This is a genomic window from Sedimentitalea arenosa, from assembly GCF_016428585.1.
GTDB classification, from domain to species: domain Bacteria; phylum Pseudomonadota; class Alphaproteobacteria; order Rhodobacterales; family Rhodobacteraceae; genus Sedimentitalea; species Sedimentitalea arenosa.
Window position 1 is genome coordinate 21865 of record NZ_JAELVR010000017.1, and the last position, 12930, is coordinate 34794.

Sequence of the window (12930 nt, forward strand, 5' to 3'; positions counted from 1 at the left end):
AGCAAAGGCGCGGAAATGAACTGGATCACCAACTACGTCCGGCCCCGGATCAACTCGATCTTCTCGCGCCGGGAGACGCCGGAGAACCTCTGGCAGAAATGCGACGAGTGCGGCACGATGCTGTTTCATCGCGAGTTGAGCGAGAACCTCAACGTCTGCACGAGCTGCGGCCATCACATGGTGATCGCGCCGCGGGCGCGCTTCGCGGCCCTGTTCGACGGCGGGGTGTTTGCCGAGATCGCGGTGCCCGAGCCGATCGCCGATCCGCTGCTGTTCCGGGACCAGAAGAAATATCCCGACCGCCTGAAGGCGGCGCAGAAGGCCACCGGCGAGAAGGAGGCGATGCTGGTCGCGACCGGCGAGATCGGCCGCACGCCGATCGTCGCGGTGGCGCAGGATTTCAGCTTCATGGGCGGCTCGATGGGCATGTATGTCGGCAACGCCATCGTCGCCGCCGCCGAAGAGGCGGTGAAGCTGAAGCGGCCGCTGATCCTGTTTTCGGCCGCCGGCGGCGCGCGGATGCAGGAGGGCATCCTGAGCCTGATGCAGATGCCGCGCAGCACGGTCGCCGTGCAGATGCTGAAGGAGGCGGGTCTGCCCTATATCGTGGTGCTGACCCATCCCACCACCGGCGGCGTGACGGCGAGCTACGCGATGCTGGGCGACATCCAGATCGCCGAGCCGAACGCGCTGATCTGTTTCGCCGGGCCGCGGGTGATCGAGCAGACGCTCGGCGAGCGGCTGCCGGACGGATTCCAGCGCGCCGAATACCTGCTGGATCACGGGATGCTGGACCGGGTGACGCCGCGCACCGCGCTGCGCGACGAGCTGATCTCGATCACGCGGATGCTGCTGGGACTGCCGCCGGCGGTGCGCGGCGACCTGCCGCCGCCTGCGCCGGACCCGGTCACCGAGACGCCCGCCCCGGCGCCCGAGGCGCCCGCGACCCCGGACGCCAAGGCCCCGCCGGCGACCGGGAAGGCCGACGCCAAGCCATGAGCGCCCCCACATCGGACATCATCCTGTCGCGGATGATGTCGCTGCATCCAAAGATCATCGACCTGACGCTGGACCGGGTCTGGCGCCTGCTGGCGGCGCTGGACAACCCGCAAGACCGCATGCCGCCGGTTGTGCACATCGCCGGCACCAACGGCAAGGGATCGACGCTGGCGATGATCCGGGCCGGGATCGAGGGCGCCGGGCTCAGCGCCCATGCCTATACCAGCCCGCATCTGGCGCGGTTTCACGAGCGAATCCGGGTGGCGGGCGCGCTGATCGCCGAACCCGACCTGACGGCGGTGCTGGACGAGTGCTATCGCGCCAATGGCGATGCCGACATCACCTATTTCGAGATCACCACCTGTGCCACGCTGCTGGCCTTTGCCCGCACGCCGGCGGATTACACGCTGCTGGAGGTGGGGCTGGGCGGGCGGCTCGACGCGACCAATGTCTGCGCCGCGCCGCGGCTGTGCGTGATCACGCCGGTGTCGATGGATCACGAGCAATATCTCGGCGACACGCTGGGCAGGATCGCCTTCGAGAAGGCGGGCATCCTGAAGCGCGGCGTGCCCTGCGTCGTCGGCCCGCAGGCGCCCGAGGCGCTGGACGCGATCGAGGCGCAGGCCGCGAAGGTGGGCGCGCCGCTGCTGGTGCATGGCCAGCACTGGACGGTGAGCGAGGAGCGCGGGCGGCTGGTCTATCAGGACGAGACCGGGCTGCGTGATCTGCCGCTGCCCAATCTCCTGGGGGCGCACCAGGTGATGAACGCGGGTGCGGCGCTGGCGGCGCTGCGTCACCTGGACCTGGGCGATGCGGCCTATGAGGCGGCGGTGACGCGCGCAGTCTGGCCGGCGCGGATGCAGCGCCTGACCGAGGGGCCGCTGGCCGAGTCGGCGCCCGAGGCCGAGCTGTGGCTGGATGGCGGCCACAACGCCGCCGCCGGGGTGGCGCTGGGGCAGGTGCTGGCGGGCTTGCCGTCCCGGCCGACCTACCTGATCTGCGGCATGCTGAACACCAAGGACGTGACCGGGTACCTGCGCCCGCTGGCGGCGCATGTGGCCGGGTTGACGGCGGTCTCGATCCCGGGCGAGGCCAACACCCTGCCGGCGGAGACCACGGCGGCGGCGGCGAAGGCGGTCGGGATGGAAGCCGGGGAGGCCGAGACCGTGGCGGCGGCGCTGGCGGGCATCCTGGCGCGCGAAGCGCGCGCGCGGGTGCTGATCTGCGGCTCGCTCTACCTCGCCGGTTCGGTCCTGCGCGAGAACGGCTGAGGGGTGGGGGCGCTGCCCCCGTCCCTGCGGGACTCCCCCGGAGTATTTCGGCAAAGATGAAGCGGGGTGCGCGCGCCTCAGCCGGGCCAGTCTTGGGACTGCATTTCGCGCAGGCGGCTGGCGGTGCGTTCGAATTCGAACGTGCCTTCGCCTTCGACATAGAGCATTTCGGGTTCGGCGGCGGCGGAGGCGATGAGCCGCACGCGCGCCTCGTAGAGCGCGTCGATCAGGGTCACGAAGCGCTTGGCCTCGTTGAAGTTCTGCCGCGACAGGCGGGGGATGTCCTCGAGGATCAGCACGCGGACCGCATCGGCCAGCGCGAGGTAGTCGGAGGGGCCGAGCATGGCGCCGCAGAGGTCGTAGAAGCTGGCCCGGGCGACGCCGTTGACGAAACGCGGGATCACCAGGTCGCGCTTGTTCACCTGCAGGGTCAGCGGTTCGGACGCGTCGCCGCCGAGATCGTGCCACAGGCTGTCGATCGCGGCGCGCGCCTCGGGGCCGATCGGGGTGAAATAGACCGGGCTGCCCTGCAGCCGGTTCTGCCGGTAGTCGGTGGGGCTGGCCAGTTCGTGCACCACCATGCGGGTCTTGATGAGCTCGATGAAGGGCAGGAAGAGCTGCCGGTTGAGACCGTCCTTGTAGAGATCGTCGGGCACGCGGTTCGAGGTGGTGACGATGACGATGCCGGCGTCGAGCAGTTTCTGGAACAGTCGCCCGACGATCATCGCGTCGGTGATGTCGGTGATCTGCATCTCGTCCAGCGCCAGCAGGCGGATGTCGCCGGTGACGCTTTCGGCGACCGGCTCGAGCGCGTCCTCGTGGCCGGCCCTGCGGGCGGCGTGGAGGCCGGCGTGGATCTCCTGCATGAAGGCGTGGAAATGCACCCGGCGGGTGGGGATGTCGGCGAGGCTTTCGACGAAGAGGTCCATCAGCATCGACTTGCCGCGCCCGACCCCGCCCCAGAGGTAGAGGCCGCGGATCGGCTCGGGCGCCTTGCGGAACAGGCCGCGTTTGACCGGGCGGCGCAGCGCGTCGGCGATGCGTTCGAACTCGGGCAGGGCGGCTTCCTGCACCGGGTCCGGGTGCAGCGTTCCGTCGGCGACATGTGCCGCGATGATGTCGGTGAGCCTGCTCATGGGGCAGGCTTACCGCGCCGGCGGGGCGATGAAAAGCGCCCGGCGCCGCGCCGCGTGCACTCGCCGGGGTCGCCCTGGCATCGGCACGGTGCGGCGCGGCTCAGAGCGGGTCGGGCAGCAGCGCCATCACGGCGTCGGTGTCGTTGTAGGGCACGCCGTGGCCGGCGCCGGGGATCACCTCCTGGCGGGCGTCGGGGTTCCAGCGGGCGAGCGTGTCGCGCGCGCTGAGCGGGATGACCGGGTCGATTTCGCCCCAGAGGGCGAGCACCGGCGTGCCGGCGCGGTGCAGCGCCCGGTGCGCGCTTTCCAGGTCGCTGCCGAACACGCCGCGCATCGAGGACAGCACGGCGGGGATGTAGCCGCGCCGGTCGAGCTCGGCCTGCTGCAGGTCGACGATGCCGGGCACCGAGCTGGGCAGGGGGCGTTCGGCCTCGGCATAGGCGCGGTGCTGGCGTGGGTAGATGGCCAGCATCAGCCAGTCGCCGATCAGCGGCGTGCGGATGATGAAGCGGGTCAGCGCGTCGGTGGTGACGGCCATCCCGGCGGGGGTCACCAGGACGAGCCGGCGGATGCGTTCGGGCTGGTTCGCGGCGAAGCGGGTGGCGATGGCGCCGCCCATCGAGTGGCCGAAGAGCACGAAGGGTTCGGTGACCTGCTGGTCGTCCAGCAGCTCCTGAAGCTGCGCGACGTGGAAGTCGAGCGTCTGCGGGTCGGTGGGGCGGTCGGACAGGCCGCGCCCGTAGAGATCGTAGACCAGCACCCGGTGGCCGCGTTCGGCCAGCGGCACGGCGAGCCCGTGCCAGACATAGGAGGGCGTGGTCAGCCCGTGTACGCAGACGATGACGGGGCCGTCCTGCGGGCCGAACCAGCGATAGTGCGTGGCGCCGCGCGACAGGTCGGCCGTGGCGCCGGGGGCGGTGCGGCGCGCGGCGTCATCGACCGGGCGGCGCAGCGTTTCGCGCAGGATCGGCGCGGCGATCAGAAGCGCGAGGAGCGCCAGCAGGAGATATCCGGTCATCAGGCCGCCTCGGTTTCGCTGAGCAGCCCCTCGGCGACCAGCCTGTCGGCCCAGCCGTCGGGGCCGTCAAACAGGTGCGTCCGCCAGCCGCGGCTGGCGGCCATGGCGATGTTGTCGGCGCGATCGTCGGTGAACAGCAGCGCGCTGGGCGCGATGCCGCTGTCGGTTTCGACGATCTCGTAGATCTTCGGGTCGGGCTTGATGACGCCGAGATGGCCCGAGATGAACTGGCGGTCGAATTCCGTCAGGAACGGGTAGTGGGTGGCGGCGTAGTCGAAGCTCTGGATGCCGAAATTGGTCAGCGAGAAGACCGGCACGCCACGGGCGCGCAGGGCGCGCAGCAGACGGACCGAGCGGGAGATTTCCGGCTGCGCCAGTTCGATCCAGTGATCGTGCCACATGCGGATCTCGTCGCGCCAGTCGGGGTTGGACTCGGCCATGGCATAGATGGTTCGGGTGAAATGCCCGCCCATGTCGACGCGGTCGTTCATCGCGTGCAGGTCGACGGAGGCGAACATGGCGCGGCGGCGGTCCTCGCCGATGGTGCGGTCGTAGAAGCGTTCGGGCTGCCATTCGATCAGAACGTTGCCGATGTCGAAAATCACCGCTTCGGGGGTCATGGTCCGGGGTCCTGTTGCTGGTGGCGGGCCGCGGCCCGGATCGCGCGTTCCAACGCGTCGAGAAAGCGCGCCCGGTCGGCCTTGGTGAAGCCCTTGCCCGAGCCGCCGGCACCCAGCGGGTTAGCGGCGCGCAGGTCGGCCATCAGGTCGCGCATGGCGAGTTGCTGGCCGATATTGGCCTCGGTGAACATGTCGCCGTTGTGGCGCAGCACCTGCGCGCCGGCGGCGACGCATTTCGCCGCGAGCGGGATGTCCCCGGTCACCACCACGTCGCCGGGGCCGCAGCGGTCGGCGATCCACATGTCGGCCACGTCCGGGCCGTCCGGGACGATCACGGTTTCGACCAGCGGATTGGCCGAGGGGCGCAGGCCGCCGTTGGACACCACGAACATCCTGAGCCTGTGCCGGGTCGCGACGCGCTCGGCCTCGGCCTTGACCGGGCAGGCGTCGGCGTCGATGTAGAGCGCGCCCAAGCCGATCAGGCCCAGAGCGCGTCGGCGTGGAAGGCGACGTGATCTTCCATGAAGGTCGAGACGAAGAAATAGCTGTGATCATACCCTTTTTGCAGCCGGAAACTGGCTGGCTGGCGGCGGTCCGCGATGGCCGCTGCGAGCGTTTCCGGGCGCAGCAGGTCGATGAACTGGTCGTTGCTGCCGATGTCGATCAGCATCGGACCGTCAAAGCCCGCCTTGCGCATCATCAGGCTGGCATCGTGCCGCTCCCAGGCGGTTTCGTCGGCACCGAGATAGGCCGTGAGCTGCTTGCGGCCCCAGTCGGCCCCGGTCGGGTTGCAGATCGGCGAGAAGGCCGAGACCGAGCGGAACCGGCCCGGCAGGTTCATCGCCATGGTGAGCGCGCCATGCCCGCCCATGGAGTGACCGGTGATCGACTGGCGGTCCATGTCGAGCGCGAAGGTCGCGCCGAGCAGGGCGGGCAGCTCCTCGGTGATGTAGCTCCACATCCGGTAGTTCGGTGCCCAGGGGTCCTGCGTCGCGTCGACGTAGAAGCCCGCGCCCTGGCCGAGGTCATAGTCCTCGTCATCGGCCACGCCGTCGCCGCGCGGCGAGGTGTCGGGGAAGACCAGCGCGAGTCCCTGTTCGGCGGCCCAGGCCTGGGCGCCGGCCTTGGTCATGGCGTTTTCATGGGTGCAGGTAAGGCCCGAGAGATACCACAGCAGGGGCACCGGGCCGTCCTGCGCCTCCTGCGGGAGGAAGAGGCCGAAGGTCATGTCGCAGCCGCAGGCGTCGGAGGGATGGGTATAGACGCCCTGGATGCCGCCGAAGCACGCGTTTTCCGAGGTCTTTTGCATGGCATGTCCTTTCTGATGTGGTGTCTGAGCTAGCGGGCGCTGGCGCGGGGGTAAAGGGCGGGACGTGCCCGCGGGCGGAAATCCGGGTCGAAAACGGCGTCAGGCGCTGCTGACCCAGGCGACGATGGCGGGGAAGCTGGCGATGCTGATGGCGGTGGAGACGAGGATCGCGGCCGAGACCCTGTGCGGCGCGACGCCGTAATGCTGCGCCAGCATGTAGACGTTGCCGGCCACCGGCATGGCGGCGGCGGCGATCACCACCGTGGCCGAGAAGGCATCGAGCGGAAACAGGACCAGCACGGCGAGACCGACGAAGAGCGGGTGCAGGATCAGCTTGCAGAAGGTCAGCCAGCCCGCGATGTGCAGCCGTTCGGCGGATTTGCTGGCCAGCGAGGCGCCGATGGCGAAAAGCGCGCCCGGCGTGGCGGCGCCGCCCAGGATGGCCAGGAAGTCGTTCATCGGGCGCGGGATCGGCAGGGCCAGCGCCGACCAGGAAAGACCCAGCACGATCGAGACGATCATCGGGTTCTTCAGCAGGCCCAGCGCGATGGTGCGTCCGATGCCCCAGCTGATCCGCCCGTCGCGGGCGCCGCTGATCAGGATGACGATGAGGCTGGAGAAGACGATGAGATCGGTGGCCAGCACCAGCATCAGCGGACCGATCGACGCCTCGCCGAACAGCAGCACGAACATCGGCAGGCCGAGGAACCCGACATTGCCGATCACCGCGCATTGCGCCTCGATCGCGGCGGTGGGCACGTCGAGCTTTCGGATGAAGGCGACGATGGTGGCGATGCCGTAGACGAAGGCGCTGCCCCAGAGATACCCGGCGATCAGTTTCGCGTCGAACACCTCGGCCAGGGGCAGGTTGGCGGCAAAGCGGAACAGCATCGCCGACAGGGCGAAATAGAACACGAACTTGGTCAGGTAGGCGGTCGCCTCCTCGCTGAAAAAGCGCGTGCGCCCGGCCCAGTAGCCGAGGCCGATGATGGCGAAAAAGGGCAGGGTGCGCAGGAAGATCTCGACCATGGGGCAGGGGTAACGGCAAGGGATGCGGGCTGCAAGATGGCACGGTCAGGTGGCAAGTTTCAGAAGGCGTTGCCTGTGTCGCCACCGCCATGCAAGGTTCAGTCGATTGCGGGCAAGGGAGGCACGAATGAGCGACGAGACGGAAATGCGGCACCTGCTGGAGCGCTATGTCGCGGCCTATCGCGCCGGTGACAGCGCCGCCTGTGCGGCGGTGTTTACGCAAGATGGTGAATTGCGCTCGCCGTTCGGCCCGGCCGCGATCGGGCGTGATGCCATCGCGCGCACCCATGCCGCGTGGGTCGCCGAGGGCAGTGCAGGCAAGCGCGTGGACTTGCGGTCCTGGGGCGTGTCGGGTGATCTGGGCTGGTGTCTGGCGGCCTTTACGGAAGGGGATCAGACCGGAGAAGGCGAGTCGCTGTGCGTTTTGCAGCGTCGGCCGGGCGGTGGCTGGTTGATCCGGATGTGCAGCCTGACGCCCTAGCCCGAACCGATGAGGATGCCCGCGGCGAGCACGAGCGACCCGCCCAGAACCACCTGGAAGACGGCGCGGAAGAACGGCGTTTCCATGTACTTGTTCTGGATCCAGGCGATGGCCCACAGCTCGAAGAACACGATGGCGAAGGCGATGATCGTGGCGGTCCAGAAATCGGGGATCAGGTAGGGCAGCGCGTGGCCCAGCCCGCCCAGCGTGGTCATCACGCCCGAGGCGATGCCGCGCTTGACCGGCGAGCCGCGACCGGAGAGTTCACCGTCGTCGGATGCGGCCTCGGTGAAGCCCATCGAGATGCCGGCGCCGACGGACGCGGCGACACCGACGAGGAACGTCGTCCAGGTGTCCTGCGTCGCGAAGGCGGTGGCGAAGATCGGCGCCAGCGTGCTGACAGACCCGTCCATCAGCCCGGCGAGCCCCGGCTGCACCCAGGTCAGGATGAACTGGCGATGGGCGGCGGCGTCCTCGTCATCGCGGGTGGCCTCGTCCAGATGCGCCTCGGCCAGTTCGGCGGCGGTGACCTGGTGGCCGGCCTCGGCGGCGGCGAGATCGCCCAGCAGCTTGCGCGTCGCGGCATCCGAGGTGCGCGCGGCGGCGGCGAGGTAGAAGCGTTCGGCGTCGCGCTCCATCGCCTCGGCCTCCTCGCGGATCCGTTCGAGGCCGAGGTTCTCGACCAGCCAGACCGGGCGGCGATAGTAGTAGCCCGCGACATGTTCGCGGCGGATCAGCGGGATGGTCTCGCCGAAGCGCCGGCTGTGCAGGTCGATCAGGCGGGCGCGGTGCTCGTCTTCCTCGGCGGCCATGCCCTCGAACATCCGTGCACTGGCCGGATAGTCGGCGCGCAGGGTTTCGGCATAGCCGCGATAGATGCGGGCGTCGTCCTCCTCGGAGGAGATCGCGAGTGCGAGGATTTCCTGTTCCGACAGGTCGCGGAACCGTTTACGTTGGGTCATGAAGCGCATGGCCAGCCTCGATTAGAATCATTCTAAACATACGTCCGGCGGCCGGAAACGCAAGCGGGCGCATGCGGGGTGTTGTTGAAACTGAACCAATCGGTTTATGTTGGGGGCAGGCACCTTCTGACAAGGACAGGACATGACCGAGCCCGACGCCATCCTGCGCACCGGACGCAAGTTCGATCAGGTCCTGGAGGGCGCGCGCGAGGTCTTCATGGCCGACGGGTTCGAGGGCGCGAGCGTGGATGACATCGCCCGCGCCGCGGGCGTGTCCAAGGCGACGCTCTACAGCTATTTCCCTGACAAGCGGCTGCTGTTCATGGAGGTGGCGACGACCGAATGCACCCGTATGGCGGACCGGGCCTTGGACCTGATCGACCAGGCCCGCCCGCCCCGCGAGGTTCTGACCCTGGCCGCCGGGCAGATCGTGCCGTTCCTGCTGTCGGATTTCGCGCAGCAGGTATTTCGCATCTGCGTTGCCGAGCGTGAGCGGTTTCCCGAACTGGGCCGGGCCTTCTATGCCAGCGGGCCCGAGATGGGCCGCAACCGCCTGATGGAATACATGACCGAGGCGGCGGCGCGCGGCGAACTGGTGATCGAGGATGTCGAGATGGCGGCCGAACAGTTCTCGGAACTCTGCAAGGCCAAGCTGTGGGTGCGGGCGGTCTTCGGCATCCAGCGCCGGTTCTCGCCGGAGGAGATCGACGACGTGATCGCCAACGCCGTCGATACGTTCATGGCGCGCTACGGGGCGTAGGGCGGCCATCGGGGCCGCGCCGGTCAGCCGCTGGCCAGCCCGGCCGCCAGCGCGGCAAGTGCGACCAGGTGGATCAGCATGATGGCGCGGTCCTTCCAGAGCAGGCCCACCGCGAACCATCCCAGAACGCCGACGAGAAAGAACAGGATGTTCCAGGGCGCCCAGCCGAACCCCGTCGCCGTGTATCCGAGGATCTGCACGATGGAGGCGCCCCATTTCAGGTTGAAGGCCAACTGGTCCCTGGTCACGAGGGGGTCTGCGCATTCAGACCGCACGGGTCAGCCCCCCGTCGATCCTGAGGTTTTGCCCGGTCATGTAGCCGCCTTTGTCGGAGGCCAGCCACGCGATGAGCGAGGACACTTCGGCGGCGTGACCATAACGCCCCATCGGGATGCGGGCGCGGCGATCTTCGGTTTCGGGCAGGCTGTCGATGAACCCCGGCAGAACGTTGTTCATGCGGATGTTGTCGGCGGCATATCGGTCGGCGAAGAGCTTGGAGAACGCCGCCAGCCCGGCGCGGAACACGCCGGATGTCGGAAACAGAGGGTCGGGTTCGAACGCGGCGAAGGTCGAGATGTTGATGATCGCGCCTCCGCCCTGCGCCTGCATCACCGGCGTCACGAGACGGGTCGGGCGCACGACGTTCAACAGATAGACCTCCATCCCCGCGTGCCAATCGTCGTCCGAAATCTCGAGCACCGGCCCCTTGGGGCCATGCCCGGCGGAATTGACCAGCACGTCGATGCGGCCCCAGCGGTCGAGCGCGCCATCGACCAGGGCCTGCAGATCCGCCTGTGACCGGTTCGAGCCGGTGACCCCGAACCCGCCGAGTTCGTCCGCCAGGGCCTCTCCCTTGCCTGACGAGGACAGGATCGCGACCCGGAACCCGTCCGCCGCCAGCCGTCTGGCCGCGTCGGCCCCCATGCCGGAGCCGCCGGCGGTGATGAGCGCTGTTTTTTCTATTGTCATGTCGATCTCCTTTTCGGCTTGCGATCAACATAGAGGCGCCCTTGCGACACTTGTAATCAGAATTGACGTCATAAGACTGTAGAAATACTATTGGCTCATGGACTCGCTTCCCTCGCTGCGCGCGCTCCGGGCGTTTGATGCCACAGGTCGAAGCCTGACGTTCCGGGCGGCGGCCGAGGATCTTGGCGTGACCCAGGGCGCGGTGGCGCAGCAGGTGCGCGGTCTCGAAACCGAACTGGGCGTGCAGCTGTTCGAGCGCCATGCGCGCGGTCTGGCCTTCACCCCGGCCGGGCGGCGGTATCACGCGCGGGTTCAGGCCGCCTTCGCCGCCCTGCGCGAGGCGACCGAGACCCTGCGGCCACAGCCCGACCGGGTTCTGATCAGCGTGACGCCCACGTTCGCGGCGAAATGGCTGATCCCGAACCTGCCGGACCTGACCGAATCGCATCCTGAGATCGATCTGCAGATTCTCGCGACCGAACGCGTGTCACGCTTTCAGGCGGACGGGATCGACCTGGCCGTGCGCCAGGGCACGCCGCCCTTCGGGGCCAGTCTCGATGCGCATCTGCTGTTCGCACAGGAGATCATCGCGGTCGCCTCGCCGCGGGTGTTGCACGGCGCGGTGGATTCGCCGCGTCCGGACCTGTTGCGGCGCTTGCCGAAAATCCATGACACGCACGCGCTCTGGCCCGGCTTCCTGGCGCTATGCGGGGTCGCGGATGACGGTGGGCGCGGGTTGCATCTGAGCCAGACCACGCTGGCGATCGACGCGGCGATCGCCGGGCAGGGGGTGGCGCTGGCCAGCCGGTTCCTGGTGCAGCGCGACATCGCGGCGGGCAATCTGGTGCAGCTTGTGCCCGAGGTGCTGCGCGGTGATGGCGATTTCTATCTGCTGAGCCGCCGCGCCGATCGCGGGCGCCCGGCACTGGACGCGATGACCGGGTGGCTGCGCCGCCTGGCCGGCTCGTGAGGCCCGGCGCATCGGCGCTGCGGGCGTGCCGTCCTAGTCGAGCCGGCGCACCAGGAGCTGGTTACCGTCGCCGCGCTTGGTTTCAAAGACCTTGAGCGTGGCGATCAGGTCGCTCAGCTTGGACTTGCCATAGCTGCGGGTGTCGAAATCCGGGTTGGCGGCGGTGATGTACTGGCCGATCTGGCCCAGGGTGAACCATTCGTCATCCTGGTTGATCGCTTCCATGGCGCGGATCACCAGCTTGGTGGGATCTTCCAGTTCGGCCGGGGCTTCGCCGGATTCCGGCTGTTTGGCGGGCTTGGGCTTGGCCTTGCCGGTGTCGGTGATCAGGTTCTCGACGTAGATGAACCGCTTGCAGGCCTTGACGAAGGCGGCGGGAGTCTTGCGCATCCCCATGCCGAACACGTCCAGCCCCTGTTCGCGGATGCGGCTGGCCAGCCGGGTGAAATCGCTGTCCGACGAGATCAGCACGAAGCCGTCGAAGCGGCCGGAATGCAGGATGTCCATCGCGTCGATGACCAGCGCGATGTCGCTGGCGTTCTTGCCGGTGGTGTTGGCGAATTGCTGGTGCGGCACGATGGCGAGCGCGGCCAGCTTGTCCTTGCTCCAACCCTGCGGGCCGCCGCCGGCGAAGTCGCCATAGATGCGCCGGATGCTGGCCTCGCCCAGCGAGGCGATCTCCTCGAACATCGCCTCGGCATATTTGGCCGAGATGTTGTCGGCATCGATCAGGACGGCAAGAAGCGGGGGTTTGGTGGTATTTGTCATGGCCTGCCTATAGCACGGCTGCGCCGGCTCACAAGCGGCGATACATCACCAGCGCGTCGACCTCGCCCCGGTCGGGATGGCGGAAGGCGCCGGGCAGGCGGCCGACGGTCTCGAACCCGGCGCGGGTCCAGATGTCGATGGCGCGGGTGTTGGTGGCGACGACGAAGTTGAACTGCATGGCGGCGAACCCGGCAGCGCGCGCGCGGTCGAGCGCATGATCGAGCATGGCCCGCGCCACGCCCTTGCCGCGGGCGGCAGGCGCGGTGACGAAGCCGCAATTGCAGACATGGGCGCCGCCGCCGGGCTGGTTGGTCCTGAGATAGTAACTGCCGAGCGGGGTGCCATCTTCCTCGGCGATCCACGTGCCGTGATCGGCACCGCACCAATAGGCGAGCGCGTCGGTGCGGGAGATGTCGGGGTCGACCGCATAGGTGTCGCCCGCCCGGAAGACCGGGCGGAGCATGTCCCAGAGCGCGTCGTGGTCAGCCCCTGTGGCAGGGTGCAGCGTGAGACCGCTCAATACTCCACGACCGCACGAATGGATTTTCCTTCGTGCATGAGGTCGAAGCCGTGGTTGATCTGGTCCAGCGTGAGGGTGTGGGTGATCATCGGGTCGATCTCGATCTTGCCGTCCATGT

Annotated in this window: 16 protein-coding genes and 1 pseudogene; 5 read left to right on the forward strand and 12 right to left on the reverse strand. The window is 68.3% G+C overall.

Going from position 1 to position 12930, the window contains the following annotated elements; genetic code table 11:
* The first annotated feature begins 15 nt into the window (after positions 1–15).
* Together accD and JF290_RS19150 are read left to right on the forward strand one after the other, a co-directional pair.
* Entirely contained in the window at positions 16–999 is a 984-nt protein-coding gene (gene accD, locus JF290_RS19145) for an acetyl-CoA carboxylase, carboxyltransferase subunit beta (RefSeq protein ID WP_199026507.1), read from the forward strand.
* Positions 996–2270 carry a bifunctional folylpolyglutamate synthase/dihydrofolate synthase gene (locus tag JF290_RS19150; RefSeq protein WP_199026508.1) on the forward strand — a complete coding sequence of 425 codons (1275 nt, stop codon included), beginning with the start codon at positions 996–998 and terminating at the stop codon, positions 2268–2270. Before accD ends, JF290_RS19150 begins: the two co-directional genes overlap by 4 nt.
* 77 nt (positions 2271–2347) lie before the next feature.
* Here the strand turns inward: JF290_RS19150 and zapE are convergent, their stop codons facing one another.
* From zapE to JF290_RS19180, 6 genes are all read right to left on the reverse strand, one after another.
* Entirely contained in the window at positions 2348–3406 is a 1059-nt protein-coding gene (gene zapE / locus JF290_RS19155; protein WP_199026509.1) for a cell division protein ZapE, read from the reverse strand.
* A gap of 100 nt (positions 3407–3506) precedes the next feature.
* Complete coding sequence (locus JF290_RS19160) at positions 3507–4424, reverse strand: alpha/beta hydrolase (RefSeq protein ID WP_199026510.1); 918 nt, start codon at positions 4422–4424, stop codon at positions 3507–3509.
* Positions 4424–5044 (reverse strand): HAD family hydrolase, encoded by a 621-nt coding sequence (locus JF290_RS19165; protein ID WP_199026511.1) that lies wholly within the window; start codon positions 5042–5044, stop codon positions 4424–4426. Before JF290_RS19165 ends, JF290_RS19160 begins: the two co-directional genes overlap by 1 nt.
* Positions 5041–5517, reverse strand: coding sequence for a YaiI/YqxD family protein (locus tag JF290_RS19170; protein WP_199026512.1), 477 nt, complete (start codon positions 5515–5517; stop codon positions 5041–5043). The genes JF290_RS19165 and JF290_RS19170 overlap by 4 nt, the downstream gene beginning before the upstream one ends.
* A 5-nt stretch (positions 5518–5522) precedes the next feature.
* The gene (gene fghA, locus JF290_RS19175) at positions 5523–6353 is read right to left on the reverse strand and encodes an S-formylglutathione hydrolase (protein WP_199026513.1); all 831 of its coding nucleotides are present in this window, start codon (positions 6351–6353) and stop codon (positions 5523–5525) included.
* Between the two features lie 99 nt (positions 6354–6452).
* Entirely contained in the window at positions 6453–7382 is a 930-nt protein-coding gene (locus JF290_RS19180; RefSeq protein WP_199026514.1) for an AEC family transporter, read from the reverse strand.
* A gap of 127 nt (positions 7383–7509) precedes the next feature.
* Here JF290_RS19180 and JF290_RS19185 point away from each other — a divergent pair, with 127 nt between their 5' ends.
* Complete coding sequence (locus JF290_RS19185) at positions 7510–7863, forward strand: YybH family protein (protein WP_199026515.1); 354 nt, start codon at positions 7510–7512, stop codon at positions 7861–7863.
* On the opposite strand, the gene mbfA is transcribed toward JF290_RS19185, so the two are convergent.
* Positions 7860–8834, reverse strand: coding sequence for an iron exporter MbfA (gene mbfA, locus JF290_RS19190; protein ID WP_199026516.1), 975 nt, complete (start codon positions 8832–8834; stop codon positions 7860–7862). The genes JF290_RS19185 and mbfA overlap by 4 nt on opposite strands.
* 133 nt (positions 8835–8967) lie before the next feature.
* Here mbfA and JF290_RS19195 point away from each other — a divergent pair, with 133 nt between their 5' ends.
* Positions 8968–9585: a TetR/AcrR family transcriptional regulator gene (locus JF290_RS19195; protein WP_199026517.1), complete on the forward strand. Its 618-nt coding sequence runs from the start codon at positions 8968–8970 to the stop codon at positions 9583–9585.
* A gap of 23 nt (positions 9586–9608) precedes the next feature.
* Here JF290_RS19195 and JF290_RS19200 read toward each other — a convergent pair whose 3' ends face one another.
* Together JF290_RS19200 and JF290_RS19205 are read right to left on the reverse strand one after the other, a co-directional pair.
* The gene (locus tag JF290_RS19200; protein ID WP_227364487.1) at positions 9609–9833 is read right to left on the reverse strand and encodes a DUF6552 family protein; all 225 of its coding nucleotides are present in this window, start codon (positions 9831–9833) and stop codon (positions 9609–9611) included.
* A 16-nt stretch (positions 9834–9849) separates the two neighbouring features.
* Positions 9850–10554: an SDR family oxidoreductase gene (locus tag JF290_RS19205; protein WP_199026519.1), complete on the reverse strand. Its 705-nt coding sequence runs from the start codon at positions 10552–10554 to the stop codon at positions 9850–9852.
* A 97-nt stretch (positions 10555–10651) separates the two neighbouring features.
* Here JF290_RS19205 and JF290_RS19210 point away from each other — a divergent pair, with 97 nt between their 5' ends.
* Positions 10652–11524, forward strand: a complete 873-nt coding sequence (locus JF290_RS19210; RefSeq protein WP_199026520.1) for a LysR substrate-binding domain-containing protein — start codon at positions 10652–10654, stop codon at positions 11522–11524.
* A 33-nt stretch (positions 11525–11557) separates the two neighbouring features.
* Here JF290_RS19210 and JF290_RS19215 read toward each other — a convergent pair whose 3' ends face one another.
* The 3 genes and pseudogenes from JF290_RS19215 to JF290_RS19225 form a co-directional block, all read right to left on the reverse strand.
* The gene (locus tag JF290_RS19215; RefSeq protein ID WP_199026521.1) at positions 11558–12292 is read right to left on the reverse strand and encodes an NYN domain-containing protein; all 735 of its coding nucleotides are present in this window, start codon (positions 12290–12292) and stop codon (positions 11558–11560) included.
* Between the two features lie 28 nt (positions 12293–12320).
* A complete protein-coding gene (locus tag JF290_RS19220; protein ID WP_199026522.1) occupies positions 12321–12812 on the reverse strand; it encodes a GNAT family N-acetyltransferase in 492 nt (163 codons plus the stop codon).
* A pseudogene (locus JF290_RS19225) lies at positions 12809–12930 on the reverse strand (S-(hydroxymethyl)glutathione dehydrogenase); the annotation flags it as partial. The gene JF290_RS19220 and the pseudogene JF290_RS19225, both read right to left, overlap by 4 nt.